This is a genomic window from Candidatus Cloacimonadota bacterium, assembly GCA_028706475.1.
Lineage (GTDB): Bacteria > Cloacimonadota > Cloacimonadia > Cloacimonadales > Cloacimonadaceae > UBA5456.
Window position 1 is genome coordinate 18,295 of sequence record JAQWBI010000010.1, and the last position, 20,590, is coordinate 38,884.

The 20,590-nt window shown below is 44.1% G+C and carries 19 protein-coding genes and 1 tRNA gene; 14 read left to right on the forward strand and 6 right to left on the reverse strand.

All coding sequences use genetic code 11. The features are described 5' to 3' along the window. Positions 1–4: 4 nt before the first annotated feature. Positions 5–583: a dephospho-CoA kinase gene (coaE, locus tag PHF32_03345; protein ID MDD4559764.1), complete on the forward strand. Its 579-nt coding sequence runs from the start codon at positions 5–7 to the stop codon at positions 581–583. Between the two features lie 649 nt (positions 584–1,232). Here coaE and PHF32_03350 read toward each other — a convergent pair. From PHF32_03350 to PHF32_03375, 6 genes are all read right to left on the reverse strand, one after another. Next, positions 1,233–1,309: transfer RNA gene (locus tag PHF32_03350), tRNA-Thr, on the reverse strand. Continuing rightward, on the reverse strand, positions 1,300–1,977 hold the full coding sequence (locus PHF32_03355; GenBank protein MDD4559765.1) for a hypothetical protein: 678 nt from the start codon (positions 1,975–1,977) through the stop codon (positions 1,300–1,302). The genes PHF32_03350 and PHF32_03355 overlap by 10 nt, the downstream gene beginning before the upstream one ends. A 114-nt stretch (positions 1,978–2,091) precedes the next feature. Then, positions 2,092–2,811, reverse strand: coding sequence for a polysaccharide deacetylase family protein (locus PHF32_03360; GenBank protein MDD4559766.1), 720 nt, complete (start codon positions 2,809–2,811; stop codon positions 2,092–2,094). Beyond that, the gene (locus PHF32_03365; GenBank protein ID MDD4559767.1) at positions 2,774–3,712 is read right to left on the reverse strand and encodes a hypothetical protein; all 939 of its coding nucleotides are present in this window, start codon (positions 3,710–3,712) and stop codon (positions 2,774–2,776) included. Before PHF32_03365 ends, PHF32_03360 begins: the two co-directional genes overlap by 38 nt. Positions 3,713–3,809: 97 nt before the next feature. After that, positions 3,810–4,406: a TetR/AcrR family transcriptional regulator gene (locus tag PHF32_03370; GenBank protein MDD4559768.1), complete on the reverse strand. Its 597-nt coding sequence runs from the start codon at positions 4,404–4,406 to the stop codon at positions 3,810–3,812. Positions 4,407–4,459: 53 nt separating this feature from the next. Continuing rightward, positions 4,460–5,230, reverse strand: a complete 771-nt coding sequence (locus PHF32_03375) for a methyltransferase domain-containing protein (GenBank protein MDD4559769.1) — start codon at positions 5,228–5,230, stop codon at positions 4,460–4,462. Positions 5,231–5,302: 72 nt separating this feature from the next. Here PHF32_03375 and PHF32_03380 point away from each other — a divergent pair, with 72 nt between their 5' ends. From PHF32_03380 to PHF32_03440, 13 genes are all read left to right on the forward strand, one after another. Further along, positions 5,303–6,160, forward strand: coding sequence for a PHP domain-containing protein (locus PHF32_03380; protein ID MDD4559770.1), 858 nt, complete (start codon positions 5,303–5,305; stop codon positions 6,158–6,160). Further along, positions 6,145–6,684 (forward strand): hypothetical protein, encoded by a 540-nt coding sequence (locus PHF32_03385; protein ID MDD4559771.1) that lies wholly within the window; start codon positions 6,145–6,147, stop codon positions 6,682–6,684. Before PHF32_03380 ends, PHF32_03385 begins: the two co-directional genes overlap by 16 nt. Then, entirely contained in the window at positions 6,659–7,819 is a 1,161-nt protein-coding gene (locus tag PHF32_03390; GenBank protein ID MDD4559772.1) for a PatB family C-S lyase, read from the forward strand. Before PHF32_03385 ends, PHF32_03390 begins: the two co-directional genes overlap by 26 nt. Then, positions 7,816–8,646 (forward strand): 2,3,4,5-tetrahydropyridine-2,6-dicarboxylate N-succinyltransferase, encoded by an 831-nt coding sequence (locus tag PHF32_03395; protein ID MDD4559773.1) that lies wholly within the window; start codon positions 7,816–7,818, stop codon positions 8,644–8,646. The genes PHF32_03390 and PHF32_03395 overlap by 4 nt, the downstream gene beginning before the upstream one ends. Further along, positions 8,621–9,706, forward strand: a complete 1,086-nt coding sequence (locus PHF32_03400) for a pyridoxal phosphate-dependent aminotransferase (protein ID MDD4559774.1) — start codon at positions 8,621–8,623, stop codon at positions 9,704–9,706. Before PHF32_03395 ends, PHF32_03400 begins: the two co-directional genes overlap by 26 nt. Next, positions 9,703–11,271 carry an amidohydrolase gene (locus tag PHF32_03405; protein MDD4559775.1) on the forward strand — a complete coding sequence of 523 codons (1,569 nt, stop codon included), beginning with the start codon at positions 9,703–9,705 and terminating at the stop codon, positions 11,269–11,271. The genes PHF32_03400 and PHF32_03405 overlap by 4 nt, the downstream gene beginning before the upstream one ends. Before the next feature lie 98 nt (positions 11,272–11,369). Further along, a complete protein-coding gene (locus PHF32_03410; protein ID MDD4559776.1) occupies positions 11,370–12,467 on the forward strand; it encodes a peptidoglycan DD-metalloendopeptidase family protein in 1,098 nt (365 codons plus the stop codon). Between the two features lie 59 nt (positions 12,468–12,526). After that, positions 12,527–13,642: a Sua5/YciO/YrdC/YwlC family protein gene (locus PHF32_03415; GenBank protein MDD4559777.1), complete on the forward strand. Its 1,116-nt coding sequence runs from the start codon at positions 12,527–12,529 to the stop codon at positions 13,640–13,642. Next, positions 13,639–15,843: a phosphoribosylformylglycinamidine synthase subunit PurL gene (purL, locus tag PHF32_03420; protein ID MDD4559778.1), complete on the forward strand. Its 2,205-nt coding sequence runs from the start codon at positions 13,639–13,641 to the stop codon at positions 15,841–15,843. The genes PHF32_03415 and purL overlap by 4 nt, the downstream gene beginning before the upstream one ends. A gap of 18 nt (positions 15,844–15,861) precedes the next feature. Further along, entirely contained in the window at positions 15,862–16,443 is a 582-nt protein-coding gene (locus PHF32_03425) for a hypothetical protein (protein ID MDD4559779.1), read from the forward strand. Positions 16,444–16,454: 11 nt separating this feature from the next. Further along, the gene (locus PHF32_03430) at positions 16,455–18,614 is read left to right on the forward strand and encodes a patatin-like phospholipase family protein (GenBank protein ID MDD4559780.1); all 2,160 of its coding nucleotides are present in this window, start codon (positions 16,455–16,457) and stop codon (positions 18,612–18,614) included. Positions 18,615–18,927: 313 nt separating this feature from the next. After that, entirely contained in the window at positions 18,928–19,389 is a 462-nt protein-coding gene (locus tag PHF32_03435; GenBank protein MDD4559781.1) for a PTS sugar transporter subunit IIA, read from the forward strand. After that, complete coding sequence (locus tag PHF32_03440; protein ID MDD4559782.1) at positions 19,389–20,588, forward strand: cation:proton antiporter; 1,200 nt, start codon at positions 19,389–19,391, stop codon at positions 20,586–20,588. Before PHF32_03435 ends, PHF32_03440 begins: the two co-directional genes overlap by 1 nt. The last annotated feature ends 2 nt before the right edge of the window (positions 20,589–20,590 follow it).

Consider the following 20,590-nt stretch of genomic DNA (forward strand, 5'->3'; position numbering starts at 1 on the left):
AATAATGAACATCGGTATCACGGGCAATATCGGCAGTGGCAAGAGCAGCTTTTGTGCCTGTTTGGAAGCTTTGGGATACAAGGTATATTACGCAGATCTCATCGCTAACCGGATGTTGCCAGAATTGTCTCCTTTTCTCAGAAAGCGCTGGGGAGATGCTGTGTTTTCGGGTCAGAATCCCGACCGTTTACGCATCGCCGAGATTGTATTCAATCAACCACAAGAACTGGCGTATCTGAATAGCATTCTACACCCCTTGGTAGTAGCTGAAGTGGACAGATTACTCTCGGAACCTTCCGCAAAAGCCCGATTCTTTGAAATCCCGCTCCTCTTTGAAGCCAGTCTGGAAGATCGATTTGACTTCATCGTACTCGTCAGAAGTCCCTTGGAACTGGTCATCGAGCGCATAAAGCAAAGAAATCCCGATAGTTGGGAGAATCAAATCAAGCGGTTGGAACAGCAAATGCCGGATTATCAGAAGGCAACTATGGTGGATATGGTTATTGAAAACGATGAAGATCTCGAGAAGCTGAAAAACGCTGCCGTCATGCTGATTGAACAGATCGAAGACCTCAATAAGTAACTCCTATCCATTTTTCCATATAAATTTATTGCTGCATTTATCTCGGATGATGCGATGGAGTTCATTTGATCTCATGTATCTTATTGTATATCTATATGTTATATGGTCACATGGACTTCAATAACTGGGGTGGATTCTATGCATTGCCCGAAGTCCAAGCCACCCCTTAGCTTATATTAACATAAGATAGATAGCATAGGTGTCTTGAACTCCGTGCATTATTTGGGTTTATAGGCTTCCAATCAGGTAAGCTATATATTTCTTTACAATTGCATTATGTACAAATTATCAAAGGGAACTCCATATCAGAGCACTTCCTCTGCAGTCATGTGGCATAAAAAACCTTATGCGATTCTCCTGAGAGACTCTTCTGCCAGGCTCAAGTAGTGTTCAACCAGAAATCAAGGTGTTATCAAGCAGTCAGTACTCGATGATGACCCGATGATATCTGCTTCATGTATGGATGAAGCCAAGGGAAAACAATTGGTTCAGCTAACTTCAAAAGTATAATGAGTTCGAGGACGTAGATATTGTCTTCAAATAATACATCTGCGTTGATCAAAATGCCCGGGGCATAACCGGGAATATTTGTTTACTTTTTTTGTCCGTGAGACCGTCCGTGAGATTTGTGGCAAATGGCTGTAAACCCTGGAGCTAAATGGGGGATTCGAACCCCCGACCTACTGATTACGAATCAGTTGCTCTACCGAACTGAGCTAATTTAGCATATATATATTGAGGTTTATTTTGATATCGGGGATATCCACGAAGAATGTATCAATTCTTCTGAGTCCACCACTGTCTTCTTCTTTTATGATCCGATCCATGCTATGATAGATGGAACTCAAAGCATGAATATTCACTTCGGAACTGGCATTCAGATTACGGGGATAGAAGAAGGGGATGTCTCCCAGCATGATTGCCTTTCTACCGTCTTCGAGTACTGAGTAATCCGGCAGGGGTAATCTGTATTCAAGATAGATTTCTAAGGTGTCTGGCAAGTTTTCCAAGCTTTCGGCTGCGATTGCATAGCATGAGACATCACTGTCAGCAAGGATGAGATCATCCCTTTTCAACTCGGGCACGAAGTGCTTGGGATGCAGATTTGAGCATAGAAAGTACTGAGTATTCATTCCGTTTATATGGAGGTGTTCCAATAGTGCTTCTTTATTGAGGAAAAAGCTGTAGTAGTCCGTTTGGGGAAGATCTTGTTTGTTTACACTGTATTTCACATTGGCATAAAGGCGGCCTACATTTGCACCCAAGGTAAGGTTGAGATCGTAATCGAGCCCTTCCAGCAGGCTGAACCGGATGGGAGATCCATATATCGGTTCTTCGGCAAACAGGGCAAAAAACATACAGAGCAGGATCAGGCAAAAGGCTATACGTTTCATCGACTCTCCTTTATGGATGTGAATTTAATGATACTATGGATTTGAAGAGGTCATTTTCGTCAAGTGAAAAGTGGTCTAGATGGGATGATTACAAGGGAGTTGAGAATCTTTGGCTTAGTTCCGCAATGTTGCCTCTACCGCTTCATGAAGGGGCAATACTTTGAGGTTCTGTGCTTGCAGAAAGCTTAGAATGTTTCGAAATACCGGTGAAGAGCAGGAGTCCTGGTAGTCGTTGGTATCAGCGTCAAAGCGATGAAAACCGATGATGATGATTGATTCATTGTTCATGATGCCGCGCAGGATTCTATGTTTTACAGGTTCCTCCGTCCAACCGCTTTGAAAAGCCAAATATCCCAAAGCTTTACGGTCGATGGGGGAGTGCATGGCAAAGTCACTGCTGCCGCGGATGTTTTGATATAGATCCAGGATGATGGGATAGACCTGTTCGGGACATTGTCCGCGAGGTAGCGCAAAAGACCTGGGTCTCAAGCCATGAAGGCGGAGATTTTGATAATCTTGATTCAGGTTCTGCTCTGCTTCATCCAAGTCCAATTGGTTCAATTGTTCATGATGCAAAGTATGTCCGCCGGTTTCCCAATGGTGATCCAGTTCCATTTCTCTGATCTGTTCCCAGTTCATCAGACCCTGATTACCAATTGAAGCGCTATTTACAAAATTGGTACCCCGATAACCAAATTCACGCATGAGTGGGAATGCTTTTTCATATACGGATAAATGCTGGTCGTCGAAAGTGAGTACCACAATGGGAGTTTCGATGGATGAAGGAGATACTAATCTACATCCCGCTGGCAGCATCAGAAAGATCAAGGCCAAAAGACAGGGCCAGACCGATGCTATGGCGACCTTTCGTATCTGAGAAATAGCTGTATTCATAATAGAGACCAATTATTGATTGGGGTAGAACTTCGTAATTGCCTAGAAGCCGGTATTGCCACAGTTCTTCATTGTCCATTACATTCAGTTGGCAGATGGGAAGCACATCAATCTTGTCGGTGATTGAGTGTTCCAGACGGATTTGATAGCGGGAGTTTTCATAAGGTGCATATTCCCGCATTGTGTATGCTGCTCCCAGATGGAGAGAGCTTTCTTCCTTGATACTGTGCTTGGCTTCCGCTTGTAAATAGAGCTCATGATGAGCTTTGGTAGAATCCCATCCCGGTAGAATTGAGAGCGCGCAAGTGGAATTAATCTCCAGAGCAGTATTCTTTGCTTGAGCAGAAATGGCAGAGATAGACACGGGAGTACGCCAATGGTTGTCCATACTACGGATTTCCTCCGAAACCACGAGATTCATGCTTGGTTTACGGTAGTGGTAAGCAAACAATCCACTGGCTTGATTGTGAGTATTGCCGCCCAGATCGAGGCTGAGAATGGATGATGAGCCGCAATGATGGTGGATTCCAAGAGAATTCATACGCATCATTTGAAAATTGTAGGTATCATATCCATATATCAAGGGAGGCAAATTATCCATCCCAAAAGCTGTACCGTATCCAAACTCTCTGCTGCCTGCTTTTACCGTCCAGCGAGGATTGATCTCCGCGCTGAAAATGATGTTCTTTAGTTTGATGTGGCTTTGGTCAAAAAAATGTTCGGTGTTGAGCTCCATATCCAGGCACATCCGATCGTAGCGAAGTTCTTTGACGCCAATCTCAGCACGGTACAACTCGTCCCAGCTAAGTTCCTTACCATTCTGTGTCGCATCATAGTACATGTTATTTAGTGATTGCCATCTGGCATAAAAAGGAAGGGATACGACAGCCTGAAGGGAGCTAACGAGTATAAAAATGAACAGAAAAGCAAAGCATGCTTTATTCATTGATACCATATTTCAGGATGTCGCGTATGCTCTGCGCCACTTTCTCTATGTCCATTTTTTCCTTTTGCATCAACCACACACTCATTGAAAAGTCCATAGCCCCAACCAGAAGGATAGCAAAGGCTTTGGGGTCTATGGATCGGATACGTTTTTCGTTGATGGCCAGCTTTGTGATGGTCTCCACATAGTCCACATACCGCTTCAGGGGATTGTAATCTGGAAATGAGACATAGAAATCTTCATTTTGGCGTGCTTCCATCGTGAGAAACCTGGCGATAAAAGGCTTTGCTTCAACCAAGCGAATATGGAGAATGAAGAATTCATAGAGGCGGTCCATGGTGTCCGGAATGTCCTTTGTGGAATCAATAATAGATTGCAATACAGGGGCGATGATCTCTTGCATGCACTCATTCAGCAGGGCTTCTTTGCAGGGGAAATAGACATAGATAGTGCCCTGTGCGATCTTCGCTGCTTTAGCGATATCGGAGATAGTGGTTTGTTGCGAACCTTTCATTGCGAATACTTCGATCGCTTTCTCCAAGATTATCTCTTTCTTGTATTTTCTGTTCGCAGATCGTTTGAGATTCATCTTTCCTCCAGAGGATTGAAGTTATTTCAAGTAGTCGGGAGAGTGCATTTCTGTCAATTCTTTTTGCGCGCCACCAGTATTATTCCGGTTCCTCTGGGATTGTCCTGCAGCATATCAAGCAGCATAAAAAGCTGAGCTGGCAGGAAAATAACTGCATAATACAATGGCCATAATAAACAGAGCAGTTTATGCCGGGCATAAAGCGACAGGGGAGTCTTAATCATCAGATTCCAGGATATTGCGCCCCAAAAACCATAACTGAAGCGTGAAGAGACGATCTCAAAGCCGGTGTCTATCAGCTTTTGCTCCAGATCTGCTTTGCGGTATCCGGGGCGAACATGCTCTGCAGCAAAGGCTGCAGCTTCATCCATGTCGCTCGGAGTGGATATAATGAGGATACCGTCGCTAAAAAGTGCACTATGCAGGTTTTGCAGAACCGAGATGTCGTCTTCTATGTGTTCCAGAATATCTATGGCTATAGCAAGATTGTAGTGTTTTGGGGGTACGAAGCACTGCAAATCTGCACAATCGAAGCTGAAATGATCGCTGGCAATGGCAGCATAACTTTCTATGTAGTCACTTTTGATATCGCAAGCAAAAACCTCAGCTTTCGGATATGCTTTTAGTACGAAATCGCTATATTGGCAAAAGCCTGCACCAGCATCATAGAAAGAAAAGCCATCCCTGAAGTAACGTTTGATCTCCCGCTTCACATATCGTTGACGTAAAAGCAATTGATCCAGGATATGATAAAAGAGCTTTCGCAAAACAGGGAATATGGACACGTAGGTGGCAAGCTTGTCCTTGATGGGGTCATATTGCATTGCAGGCTCCTGTAAAGAATTTCATTGACGATTTTGACGACTATGCATTTTCGTCAATAGATAAAATGGCTTATGATAATAAAAGAAATAAATGACATCAGGCACATCAACCTGCACCTGCATACGCGTGCTTCTGATGGAGCATTCACGGTGGAACAGATCATCAGACACTCAAAAAGAATTGGTCTTGATCTGATTTCCATCACCGATCACGATACTGCAGACGCATATACCAGGCTTCCAGTCTCGGTAGCGCCCCTTCGCATTCTACCTGGCATGGAGATCAGCTCCATGCATCAGGGACACGACGTTCACATCCTGGCATACGGATGCGATTTTGATAATCAGGGACTCAAAGAACTAAGCGCAATGTATCTTGAAGGGCGAAGGAGCAGAGCCATCAAGATGATATCATTGCTAGCAGAATTGGGTATGAACATCACAATCGAGGAAGTGACATCGATGGCAGGAGCCCGGGAGTTGATCGTGCGTCCGCACATCGCTCAGGTTTTGATCCAGAAAGGATACGTGCAAACCAAGAATGAGGCTTTCGATAAGTATATCGGAAATTTCAAACCTGCATTTGTCCCAAAGCCAGAACTTAGCGTGTCCAATGTGATCAAGGTGATACATCAGGCAGGAGGTTTTGCCGTCATTGCGCATCCCGGGAAACTGGTGGATCAAGCCTATATATCCGAATTCATAGCCTTTGGAATCGACGGGCTGGAGGTCTGGCATCCGGATCATTATCAATTCCAAGTTGAGAACTATATCGACATCGCGCAAAGGAATGGATTATTCATGACTGCTGGAAGTGACTTCCACGGTGAAGGAACTGAAATAGCCCTTTCAGACATGGTTCCGGCCTCGGAAATCATTCTGGAAAGCGTACGCAAGCTATACAAGGAATACCAATGTCGAAGCAATTGAAGCTGGAATATGTAAGAGACAGGCTTCCCGTCTGCTATCGTTATAAACCTGTTATTCGCTGGTTCATGATCCTTATGTCCTTCTCAATTATGGTATATAGCATATACTTCATGATACGCTTTGTCAATAACAGTACTCCTATCTTCTTTAAAATGTTACCATTAGCCATTACTTTTGTTGGATTGGATTCCGTACTTAAGAAGATTAGTTCTTTGGACAGCGTGACCTTCCACAAAGATCACTTACGTTTGGGATTCATCGCCAGAAAGCCACTGGAAATACCCTATGACAACATCCTGGGGTTGGAGTTGCATAAGAAGATTACTTTCTATTTTGGTGTCAGATACATGGATTTGCACGGTAAGCAGCAGAAATACACAACTCAGGCTTCATTTCCTCATACATTGGAGATTATCCTGAATATAGCGGATATGGCACCAAAAGCGGAGGTTCCTGATCAGATGAAGTCTATAGTGGAATACTTGAAAGCGAGTGTGAATGATGAGATTCGACAAGATAATTGACCGCAAAGGAAGTGGATGCTACAAGTATGACGCGCTCAAAACAATGTATGGTCGAGATGATCTCATTGCTTTGTGGGTAGCAGATATGGATTTTACCGTAGCGGATGAGATCCAAAAAGCTCTTCAGGAGAGGTTGGAACATCCCATCTTTGGCTACAACTTCCCCAAAGAGATTTTTCATCAATCCATCCAAAACTGGATATTGAAGCACTTTCACTGGGATCCCACAGATCAGCAAGCTATATCCGTACCAAGTTTAATGACGGCACTTGCGATTGCGATATTGGCATTAACCCGATCCCAGGATAAGATACTTATTCAAACCCCTGTGTATCCTCCGTTTCACAGCACAGTGGTGGAACACTCAAGAACTCTGCTAACTAATCCTCTCAAAAAAGTAGATAATCATTATGAGGTGGATTGGGAGGATTTTGAAGCCAAATGCCACCAGGCTAGAATGTTCATTCTATGCAATCCCCACAATCCTGTCGGAAAAGTGTTTAGCCATCATGAATTGAAGAGGATGCACGACATCTGCACAAAACATGATGTGTTAATCTTCAGTGACGAGATACACGCTGACATTGTTTACTCAGGTTGCCAACACATTTCCATAGCTTCTTTGGGGGCAGAAAATGTGATTACTGGTATTTCGCCGGCAAAGAGCTTCAATCTGGCAGGTATGGCTACTGCTGTGATGTTTGCCCAGAAAGGAGACATTGCTAAGGCACTGACAGATATGAACAAATCATTACACACTTTTATGGGAAACAGCTTTGGCATCGCAGCCTTTACAGCTGCATACACAAAAGCAGAGTACTGGCTGGATGAATTGTTGCAGTACTTAACAGCAAATCGTGATCTGCTGAAGACCTACTTTACTAAAGAGCTACCACAAATCCCAATGGCGGATTGCGAAGGCACATATTTGGCTTGGCTGGATTGTCGACAGTTGGGTTTAGACGATTACAAATTGCAGGATTTCTTTGTGAACAGAGCTCGCTTGGCGCTAAATCCGGGGATCGCTTTTGGAGAGGAGGGGAGCGGCTATATGCGGCTCAACTTTGCCGTACCAAAGCAGATTCTCATCCAAGCACTTGATAGAATGAAAAAAGCTGTGAGTGAAATCTTATGAACATTAAAGAGCAAATCGTAGCGTTATACAATAATTCCAGTAGAAGTTACACCCCAGCTGATCGAGAATTGTTCCTCAGCTTTGTGAGCGCTTTGAATAGCGGGGAGATTCGCTCCTGCGAAAAGAGTGAAAAGGGCTGGATTGTGAATGCATGGGTGAAGATGGGTATCCTTCTGGGCTTTCGTATGGGTCAGCTTACGGAGATAACCGCGTACAATGGGAAAAGCTTCTTTGAGAAGGATACAATGCCGGAAAAACTCTTTAGTCTAGCCGATAAGGTTCGCATTGTCCCTGGTGGTAGCTCGGTACGCATCGGAGCATACATCGCACCCGGAGTAACCATTATGCCTCCCAGTTATATCAATATCGGTGCATGGGTAGATAGCGGTACCATGATCGACTCTCACGCTCTGGTAGGTTCATGCGCTCAGATCGGAAAAAGAGTGCATCTTTCTGCCGGAGCAATGATCGGTGGAGTTCTCGAACCTATCGGAACCAGACCTGTGATTGTGGAAGACGATGCTTTTATAGGTGGAAACAGCGGCATCTACGAAGGAATAATCGTAGGAAAAAGAGCCGTGATTGCATCGGGAACAGTAATAAACTCCTCCACTCCTATATTTGACAGTATAAATGGTAGTTTTCTGCAACGCGATGAATCCGGCAGCTTTAGCATTCCCCCCAATGCGGTATTGGTTCCTGGTTCAAGAGCTTTGAAGAGTAATCCCTCCTTCCATATTTATTGCCCTATCATTATAAAATACCGGGATAAAAAAACAGACGCAGCGGTAGTATTGGAACGTGAACTTAGACATTCGTTGGACTGAAGCTGAGCGTTTGGCTTCCATAGAGCTTTCGCTATTACGAAAGTTGATGGCAAGAGCCCCCCAAAATACCATCAATCTCGCTTTGGGAGAGCTTGGTTTCAAGTTCCCCCAAGTTTTGGCAGATAAAGCCATAGAATTGATGCAAAATGGGCAACCGAGATATAGCCCCAATGCTGGAGTGGATGTTTTACGGGAAAGGATAGCTCAGGACTACTCTGCATCGGGAGAAAACATCTGTGTTTGTAATGGTGCTGAAGAAGCCTTATACACTACTATCCATTCCCTTGTGAATCCAGGAGATAGAATAGCCATTCCAGATCCTGATTATCCTGCTTATCCGGTTCTGGCAAAACTAGCAGGTGCGGAAGTCATCCGCCTGCCTTTTGAACAAGACCTTTGCTCGATTGATTGGGATTTGTGGGAAAAGAAGCTTCAGGGAGTAAAAGCCATTTTAATGAGCAGCCCATCCAATCCCAGCGGATACTGCTTAAATAGGGGAGATGCGCAGCAATTAAATGAGACTCTGAACAATCTGGGTATTACTCTTATTTTGGACGAAATCTATCGTGAAATATATATACAGCAGCCTGATAAGATCGATTACTCCATGTTTGACCGACTAATCCGCATTGGCGGTGTGTCAAAATCCCACTTGATGAGCGGATGGAGAATAGGATGGTTATTCGCATCCAAGCCATTTATCACGAGCGCTATCAAGCTGAAACAATATATCTCTACATGTCCTGCCTGGTTATCGCAATATCTGGCACTATATGCTCTTGATTGCCCTCATATATCTTTATCCGTAAGAGACAGAATGAACCAGAATCATGCTCTGGTAAAAAATGCACTATCCCATAAAAGGATGCATATCCCCACTGCAACGCCTTACATCCTTATCCATTGTGATGAGGCTGATAAACAGGTAGAGACTTGGTTGCAAAAAGGGCTGCTGAGTTCTCCGGGCAAGGCGTATGGTTTTGTGACCAAGGATTGGATCAGGTTGAACTATGCTGTAGAAAAAGAAACTCTGGAAAGAGCAATAAGGATACTATTGTGACATACATCATTTATGGGGGATACATATACGGACAGCCCAATATTGAAGCTGTATTGATCGTAGAGAACAGGATCGTACATGTTGGCAAGCTCTCTGAATGCAGGAATCTGGCTCGAACAGAAAGTATCGAGATTCACTTGCATGGCAGATGTCTGTTACCTGCTTTTACAGATGCTCACACCCATTTTGTGGAATATGCCAAATCTAGATTATTGGTCAATCTATTGAGCTGTAAGAGCATTGATGATATTGATAGCGAACTGAGACGTTACCGTGATACACTCAGTTGGAACGCAGAATGGATTCTTGGTGGTGGTTGGGATCGCAATATCTTAAGTGATCCCATTGCGCTGAATCGGGACTTATTGGACAGAGTGTTTCCAGATGTTCCTGTTGCTTTGTTCAGTAAGGATTATCATGCCAAATTGCTTAATAGCAGGGCATTGAAGATAGCTGGATGGGATGCGAATACTCCCGATCCACCCGGGGGCAAGTTTGAACGAAGGTCAGACGGCTCTCTGAGTGGAGTATTGTTTGAATCCGCTACTGAGATGATTGATGCATTCATCACAGCGCCACCGGATCAGATTGTGGTGGACAGCATTATCAATACAATTCAAAGTATCTACGAGTGCGGACTGGTTGGTTTTCATTCCATGGAATGCCATGCGAGTGCCAGGTTGCTTCAGCAGGCTCTAGCTCAAGGTGCTCTCTTCAGAACTTGCTGGCATTTCCAATCCGGTGAGTTGGATATGGTGATAGAGCAGGAACAGAAAAGCTATGATGGAGATGAGTTCTTCAAGATAGGCGGGTTGAAACTGTTTGGTGATGGCTCTCTGGGTTCTCGCACGGCAGCTATGTTCGATCCATATCCCAATGACAAGACCAACCGAGGTATCCTACGCTATGAAGACAGCGATCTCTTCCGACAGATGGAAAAAGCAGCCAAAGCAGGCTTGGCGTGCACTATTCATGCCATTGGAGATAGGTGTGTGCGTCAGATTATTGATGCAGCATTACACTTAGGGATGAATCCTTCGTATCGGAACTTATTCCAGCGCATAGAACATGTTCAATCTATTCGCTTGAGTGATATTCCGAGCTTGAAGAAATCCGGTCTTTTTGCCAGTTTACAGCCGGTTCACATCGCCAACGATATCCCAATGATCCACAAGAGTTGGGAGCATATCAAAGAGGAAGCCTATGCATTCCGCAGTATGTTGAATGCTGGGATACCATACGCTTTCGGATCTGACAGCCCGATTGAGACTATCAATCCATTTATGGGTATCTACTGTGCGATAAAACGCAAGCATCTGAATGATCCCCAAAGAGAGGCTCTGAACACAAAAGAATGCCTAAGTGTGGAACAAGCCATTGATGGCTATACCATTGGTGCTGCAGCTGCTTCAAAGTCTGACACGATAAAAGGAAAGATTGCTTCTGGATATCTGGCAGACCTCATTGTGCTGGAAGACTATCGAAAGCTTCCGGATGAATACTGGTTGGAAGCACGATCTCTTTTTACCATGATAGACGGCGTTATAGTATTGAATAATCTATAACAGCATCACATCAAACTCTTTGTGGAAGCCAAGATTTGTATTGACACAGACTACAGTGTCCAAACATTTGATTTCAATAGTACGTGCGGGAGAAGAACATGCCTAATAAGCTGATATCTATATTACTTATGCTTAGTATAGCTTTGCTGTTTGCGGATGACTTGGATGACAAGGTGCGTGAATTGCAACGCTTGCAGTCTCAGCTTGAAAGCACACAAGCCAAAGCACAGCAGACTGCTGACAAGAGAAAGCAGACCAGCAGTGAAATACAGCGTAATTCTTCGTTAAAAAAGCTTGCAGATCAAAACATCAACAGATACAAGAGTGCAGAAAGAGTAGTAAGGGATTCTCTGTCTCAATTGGAGTTACGCATTGCCAATGCCAATGATCGACTGGGTACACTACAGAACGCCCAAAACTCTGAACTGAATATACTGATGAGGGTTGATCGCAGCTATTCTCCCCGCATGATCTCCCATCGGGATCACCGCTATTTGCAAAGCCTGATATTGCATCAAAAGCGGGAATTAGATATTCTGAATGGATATAAAGTGTCATTACTTCAAGCTCAGGATATCCACAGCAGCGAAGTAGCCAGAATAAACCGGAACCTGCTTAATGAGAGCCAGAAGAGCCGCAAGCTGAACAAGAGTATCAGCAACTTGAACACACAAATAAAAAAATTGAGTAAGGAAGAACAGGATTTACAAAATAAAATTGCCAATCTGAAACGAGATGCTGCTGCCCTTGAAAGCTTGATAGCTCAACTGATGCAAGACAGCGGCAATAAATCCCCCAGTTACGAATTTACCCAGATCAAGATCGCCTGGCCAGTGAGAGGCAAGATCATCCGTAGCTTTGGTGAAGAAACCAGAAACTACAATACCAGCATCGTAAGCAATGGAATCGACATAGCTGTGCCAGAGGGTACCAATGTCGTAGCTGTCGATGACGGGGATGTAGTCTTCTCGGGCAGATACGGCGGACAGGGGAAGCTCATTATCATCGATCATCTGAACGGCTATTTCAGCCTATACGCATACAACAGCGATCTTTTAGTGCAAAAAGACGCTAAAGTGAAACGTGGCCAAACCATCGCCCGCAGTGGGATGACAGGTTCTGCCAGCCAAGCCTCATTACATTTTGAACTACGCAAGAAAGGTGTGGCGGTAAATCCGATCCCATACTTTCAATAACAGGTAAACATCCTCTGTGCCAAAACTGATATTTTACTGCCAGTAGAAAGGATAAGCAGATGTATAAAGTCAAAAATCCCTCGGGAAAAAAGCTACAAAAGCTATTGATAAAGGATCCTCTTCCGGAATCAAGCATCTTGCATTACACTGGCAGCATGTGGGGAATTGGAGCTCGCTTATCTGCACATTCCACCATTGAGCGGATTAACCGCTTGAAGCAACGCAGTAAAGCTGGTATGATCGCCCTGATCCCAGATATATCCTGGTTTTCACATCAGAATATCCCAGTTCCCAAACGCTTATTTTCTTTAATGCAGCAATATTATCCCGGTAACCTCAGTATCTCTTTTGAAATGAAGGATTCACGTTTCGATCATATCGCTGTGGATAATAAAGTAGCTTTCAGAGTTCCTACAGCCCCTTTATTACGGTATTTTATCGACTTACTCGGTGAACCGATGGTATCTACGAGTGTGAACTTATCCAATCTCCCGGCAGAAAACGATTTACAGCGATTGGAGACAGTATTCGGTTCCTGGTTCGATTTTGCTCTAATTCCACACCCCAAGGCCATTCAGGATAATCCTGCTGAGTCCACTTTGGTTGAATACATCGGAAGTAATGAAATCGGGAAAGAGGATATAAAATGCCTTCGCGAGGGTTCGGTGCCTTTCTACGAGGTTAAGAATTCATTCAGTATGCCCCTGGTTATGTTTGTGTGTACCGCCAATATCTGTAGAAGCCCCATAGCGGAAAAGCTCTTTGCCCGCATGATAAAAGAACATGGGATGCGTTTGACTACGGACAGTTGTGGGCTCTTGGAGGGCGGGCACATGATTTCGATGTCTTCAATGCAGTTACTTATAGAGCAGGGTATTCTGGAAGCTCAAGAGCATGTATCAAAAATGATCAGCCCTCAGATGGTGGCTGCTTCCTGGATAATCCTGACCATGGAAGAACGGCAACGGGATCTCATTCGTCAAGCACATCCCGAAGCCGCACATAAAGTTCTTACGTTAAATGAGATAACCGGTTTCGAAGGAGATATCACTGATCCTTATGGCAGTGAGATCGATTTCTACCGCAAAACCTACCAGACTATTGAGGAACGTCTGAAGATACTAGTGCAACGTATCAAAAACAATGATATTATACTAAACAAGGATAAACAATGATCCAGATTACCGATCAGATAATCGCCGAGCACGGCATATCCCCGGAAGAATACCTTTATATAAAAGAGATTCTGGGCAGAGAACCAAACATCGTAGAATTGGGCATCTTCAGCGTGATGTGGAGTGAACATGCCAGCTACAAGAACTCCATATTACAGCTTAAAACCTTACCCAAAGAAGGCAGCATGATGCTTGCCAAAGCCGGTGAGGAAAATGCCGGAGTAGTAGATATTGGAGACGGTCTCGCCATTAGCTTCAAAATCGAGAGCCACAACCATCCTTCGGCTTTGGAGCCTTATCATGGTGCTGCCACAGGAGTAGGCGGCATCCTGAGAGACATTTTCACCATGGGCGCCAGACCCATTGCGGCTTTAAACTCCCTGCGTTTTGGCAATCCCGACAATCCCAATGTGAAACATCTGCTTGTAGAAGTAGTGCACGGGATAGCTGATTATGGTAATTGCTTTGGAGTTCCAACGGTTGGCGGAGAGGTCTATTTTGAAGAATCTTACGAAGGAAATCCCTTGGTGAATGCCATGGCAATAGGGCTATTGGAACACAAAGATCTGGCCAAATCTGCCGCTACTGGACCCGGAAATGCTGTGATAATAGTAGGGGCAAAAACCGGCAGAGACGGCATTCACGGCGCCACGTTTGCCTCCATAGAGCTATCCGAAGAATCAGAAGAAAAGAGAACTGCGGTACAGGTGGGCGATCCTTTCTATGAAAAACTACTTCTTGAAGCCACTTTGGAGATTATCAAAGCAGGACTGGTGGTAGGTATTCAAGACATGGGCGCTGCTGGACTCACTTGTTCCAGCAGCGAAATGTCCGGTAAAGGCGGAGTAGGAATTGAGATCGATGTAAACAAAGTTCCTCAGCGGGAGAGCGGCATGAGCACATACGAGATAATGCTTTCTGAATCCCAGGAACGCATGCTGGTGATTGTGGAACCTCAGAACATTGACCGGGTATTGGAGATATTTGGCAAGTGGGATCTTGATGCAGTTCAGATCGGAAGCATTACCGAGGACAAGATTCTGCGCGTTAAATCTGGGGACATGATCGAAGCGGAAATTCCTGCTGAATACCTTATATTGGGTGGGAAAGCTCCGGTTTACAAACGCGAAACGAAACGTCCGGAATATCTGGATGATGTTCAAAATCAAGATACTGAGAATCTGGAATGCCCCATATCGCCAACCCAGGTGTTGATGGATTTGCTGAGCAGTCCCAATATAGCTTCCAAACACAATATCTTCAGGCAATATGATCACATGGTGGGAATCGGAACCAGTGTGGAACCGGGAAGCGATGCTGCGGTTATCCGCATCAGGGATACTGACAAAGCCATCGCCGCTGCTACGGATTGTAATGGAAGATATTGCTATTTGAATCCTTATGAAGGCACCAAGGCAGCGGTCGCAGAATCGGCCAGAAATGTAGCTTGCAGTGGAGCGAAACCTATTGCTATTACGAACTGTTTGAATTTCGGGAATCCCTACAAACCAGAAGTGTATTATAGCTTCAGTGAATGTATTCGTGGTATGAAAGATGCCTGCGTGGCCTTCGATACACCTGTTACCGGCGGGAATGTGAGCTTTTACAACGAAAATCCCAATGCTGCCATTTATCCTACGCCTGTGATTGGCATGCTGGGTTTGATGAAAGATTTCAAAAAAGCTATAACCCAACATTTTAAGCAAGCCGGAGACAAGATATTCCTCTTGGGTAATGTAGAAAAGAGACTGGCGGGAAGTGAATATCTGAAAGTAGTGCATAACAAGGTTTGCGGAAGGATCGCACCGATTGATCTCAATGAGGAGAAACGCCTTCAGGAATGTGTTTTGGAACTCATTGATCTTGAGATGCTCCACAGCGCTCATGACCTTAGTGACGGCGGATTGGCCATAGCCCTAGCAGAAAGCTGCTTTCATCCCGAAAAATCTTTTGGCATAAAAGCTTCATTTACTTTGTCCCAATCTCCTATTACCGCATACTTTGGAGAATCTGGAGCGAACATTATCGTATCTTTGGATGATAAATATGAACACGATCTACATCGTATATCCCAAAAGCATGGAATTCACTGTATGAGCTTGGGCGAAGTAACATCCAGCGAAGCGTTTATCATAAACGATGATATTAAAATGTGTGTTTTATCGATGAGAGAAGCATACGAAAATGGGTTAAAAATCTAGAGAAAAGTGGAGGAGGAAATGAGAATGAATTTCTTCTTTGGAAACATCTTTTGGGGGATTCTCCTGATACTGTGGGGAGCCTCATTGATCTTGAAGACCTTCAATATCAATATGCCACTGGCAAAGATCTTTATAGCTGTAATAATTATCATGTTTGGCTTGAAACTACTTATTGGTACATCCAGTAAGACATATCATAAGCCTGGTCCTACCAAGGGAAGCTATTATCATAGCAATCGCAGTGGAGAATACAACATTATTTTCTCTTCTGGAACCATCGATCTGCGAGACATCACAGAGAACACTCCGTCATTGGAAATCACGGTTGTTTTTGGCTCTGCCACTGTAATACTACCGGCGCATCTCAATTATGATATTGAGCCTACCAGCGTGTTTGGATCCACGGTGATGCCGGAGAAAAGTCATTATGGATTTGGTGGAGGTAGGTACCGAAGAGGAAATGAGAAAGCAACTCCGATCCATATTGAGTCCAATGCAATATTTGGACAACTGGTATATGTATTCGAAGATGTAGAGAATACTCAAACTGATCCGGTTGTGGAGGATGTCGCTACCGAGAATACTCAAAGCGGATTATAGCTACTTATGACATGAAGCGAAAGCTACTAATCTTCATAATTTGCACTTTCTGCAACACGGTCTTCGCCACCGGGATCGGTTATGCCCTTTCTGGTGGTGGAGCCCGTGGCTTTGCTCACATCGGAGTTTTGAAGGTTTTGGAAGAAGAGGGTCTGAAACCGGATTACATCTCCGGAACCAGCATCGGGGCAGTAATTGGTGCTTTTTATGCAATGGGTTATAATGCCAGCCAAATCGAAAGTCTAGCTATCAATATCGATTGGTATCGTTTGTTGCAAGACAATGTTCCCCGGCGAGACCTTTATGTTGGGCAAAAACGCTGGGCGCCCTATGGAAACACCATACTGGAGCTGGACGAGAAATGGAATCCAAAACTGCCTACAAGTTTGTATAAAGCAAACAATTTGAACCTGGAACTGTTTGAACTATATGCTCCTGCATCCGGGATCAGAGACTTCAATAAGCTTGATATCCCTTTCAGTTGTATTGCCACAGATCTACAAAAAGGCACAGGTAAAGAGTTTGTAAACGGTTCCTTATGGCAGGCAGTACGCGCCAGTTTATCCGTACCAAGTTTGATCCTGCCGTTCAAAGTAGGGGAAAGCTTGTACATAGATGGCGGAATATCTCAGAACCTGCCCATAGCCGAGGTGAAGCAAATGGGTGCTGGTCTCGTGTTAGCTATCAAGGTTAATTCCTCCTTGCGGGAAGAAGAGAACCTGGAAAGCATCATCGATATCCTGGATCAGACCATCAATATTGGCATCAGTAGAAATCTGCAAAAGAATCTGGATCAATGCGATTTGCTGCTGGAACCGGAGCTTAGTCCTTACTCTTCCCAGGATTTCAAACATGTAGATCAAATCATTGCGATTGGTGAGGACTATGCTCGCAAGAATATCGATCAGATTCGCTTGTTCATTCAGAGTAATAACATTGAACCCAGGTCCATTCCACACTATAATCAGCATGAAGAGCCAATTTTCCAAGTTAACAAGCTGGAAGGAAGCGGTAATGAGCGTATCAGCCTGGCAAAAATTCGAGAGTATCTGGGAATCAAAATCCCTGGAAGATACAACGCTGAGGAGATATCAACAGCAGCTCGTAGAGCTTTAAATTCCCAGTACTTTAATGTCCTGTATCCAGAATTGATCCCGGACGATAAGGGCGGCTACATCCTGAGGATAATTGTAAATGAGAAACAAGCCAAGTCTTTGACCTTGAACACAGCATATAACAATGAAGAAAAACTGACTGCAGGTGTGGTACTGAATATTAATAACAAACTGTTGAAGAATAGCAGGCTGTTAGCACAAGCAGTTTTAGGCGGGAAAAACGAACTCAATATTGACTATGTAAAGAACTTCGGGGATCTATGGGGGATATACTATCGGCTGTTTTCCTATATCAACGAAAAAACCCTGTATGCCTATAATGAAGATCATTATCAGGTAAACAGCTCAAAATCCCTGGAATGGGGCGCTACGGCTGGTTTGGGCATCTTTAGCATTCACAATATCATCGGAGAAGGATTCCTGTACTACAGCAATACCAGCTTGTATCGGGGGATATCCGAAACGGATATGCCATCCAGATATTATTCTGTAGCAGGATTTGGAGTCAAAGCGTACTATGAAAGCCTGGATGATTATTTGTTCCCCATGCAAGGAGTAATGATGAAAGGCAAGTTCAACTTTGCCCGCGAAGAAGAACTTTCGGATTATCTGTATAGTAGTTTTCGAGGAAAGGCAGAAGCATACATCCCTATTACCCACAACCTGTCCGCGGATGTCGGTTTGAGTGTCGGTACCTATTTCGATTCTCAAGCTTCTCAGCGCTTTGACTTCTTTACCCTCGGAGGAATAGATGAATTCAAGGGTTATTCACGTTACGAGATCAGTGCTCCTCATTTTCGGATAATGCAACTGGGTTTTGTGTCTGAGCCTTGGAAAGATGTGTTCCTGAAGGCAGGATTGCAGGGCTTGAGCTATAGCGATGGAGAGTTTGTAGCCGATGTGTTTAGCGATCAATCCTGTTATTATGCCGGGCTTGGAATACGTCCATATCGCCTTCCGATGCGCTTTTTTGTAGCTTTAAACAAAAGAAATGTATTGAATACAATGTTCTCAATCGGCTACGATGGTGACATTTTCCATTTCTCGCGAAAATAATATATTCTTTCCCTTCATCCAAAGCATATCTCTCCATCACTTTTACATTTATTATCCCCAATATACTGGCGAGTATCCATCGGGATATAATCGGGTTATCATCGAGTGATCACTGCTTTATTACGGGACTATATCTGGTTCATGTCGGGATATTCAATAGGGCTAGTGCAATTATACAGACAATCTTTTAGCCGGAAACATTCAATTTAATGTGCTTAAACTATATCGTGAAGATAATACCTCCGGATTCTGTCTTGACAAATCCAGCAATGATATACTTTGGTAAGCAAATTCAATAATTGATGAGGAGAAAATGGAAGAGAGCCTTGAGATATGTTCATTTCTCAGTCGCAAACGTGTTTTATGTATTCAGACCGGGAAAAAGCAAGATGTTCTGGAAATGCTTGTAGATCTGGTAGTCCAGGATCCCTTGGTAAATGATCCTGTGGAAGTAAGAAAAGCCATCTTTGCCAGAGAAAAAGTGATGAGTACTGGCATCGGAAATCACGTTGCCATCCCTCATGCACGATGCGCAGGCGTGGAGGATTTTGTGATTGCTTTTGCTAAGATAGAAGAGGGCATGGATTTCGATTCGGTAGATCAAAAACCAGTATATCTTGTCTTTATGATCGTGGCAAACGAGCATCAAGATAAGGAATACATCAAACTTCTATCAAGATTGATGTTACGCATGAGAAACGAGCAACTGCTGGAAAGATTGAAACAAAGCAACGATGCGGATGAATTGTACAGGATAATGGTGGAAAGCAAGTAATGCAAGATGTCCATATTCTTTCATTTATGGGCATTTGCATGCTGTTCTCCTTACTTACCGGAAGAGCTGCGAATTATATTAAAGTTCCCATCATAATAGGCTACATCATCACTGGAGCCATCTTTGGTCCGGCAATTATCGCCTACGTGAGTTCTGCTCAGATCGATGCTATGGGTTTCATTAACCTCATCACACTGGCTTTAATAGGCTTTAATATCGGTACTGAATTGCGCTTTAAAGAACTACGGAGAATGGGGAAGAAGATAATCATTATTGTTCTGATGGAGGCTAGCCTAGCCTTTGTGGTTACAGCTATCGCTACCGCAATAGTCTTGAAGAGCATTCCCATGGGCATCATCTATGGAGCATTGGCCAGCGCTACTGCTCCTGCAGGAACTATCGACGTAATCAGGCAGTATCAGGCCAGGGGAGAGCTTACTTCCACTCTTTTTGCCGTGATGGGTCTGGACGATATATATGCTTTGGTGATATATTCATTGGGAATTCCCTTGGCGGGAATACTTTTGGGAGCGAAGAATCTAAGCATATCACATGCTCTTCTGGGTGCATCCTTCGATATCGTAGTTGAGATAGGTCTCGGGGCGGCAACAGGATACTTATTGGTACTTTTGGGTAGATACATTCACGAACAGTCGCTGTTTCTCATCTACTCTCTGGGCTCGCTGTTTATCATGTGTTCTCTTGCGGAATATTTGGGTCTTTCGCCGATTTTATTAACTATGAGCGCTGCAATAGTAATGACAAATCAAAATGGCATTATCACCCAGAAATTTGCTCATTCACTTACCCAGTGGTCACCTCCGGTATACCTAATGTTCTTTGTGTTGCTGGGATCACGTCTTGATTTTAAGATCATTGCTTCCTATGCATTGCTGATTGTGGCATACATTGTGTTTCGCAGCATCGGAAAGTTTGCCGGTGCTTTCTGGGGAGCGAAGCTGGCGAAAAGCGAAAGCAAAATCCGCAAGTATCTGGGCTATACTCTACTATCGCAAGCAGGAGTAGCCATAGGTCTCAGCTTAGGAGCAGCCGGTATTCTGAATAATTTGGGATTGAAGGCTGAAGCCACCCAAGTGATTAGCGTGATGACAGCGTCCACGTTTTTGATCATGCTTTTAGGTCCGGTATTGGTGAAGTATGGCTTGAACAAAGCTGGAGAATTAAGGGTGAAGGATTAACA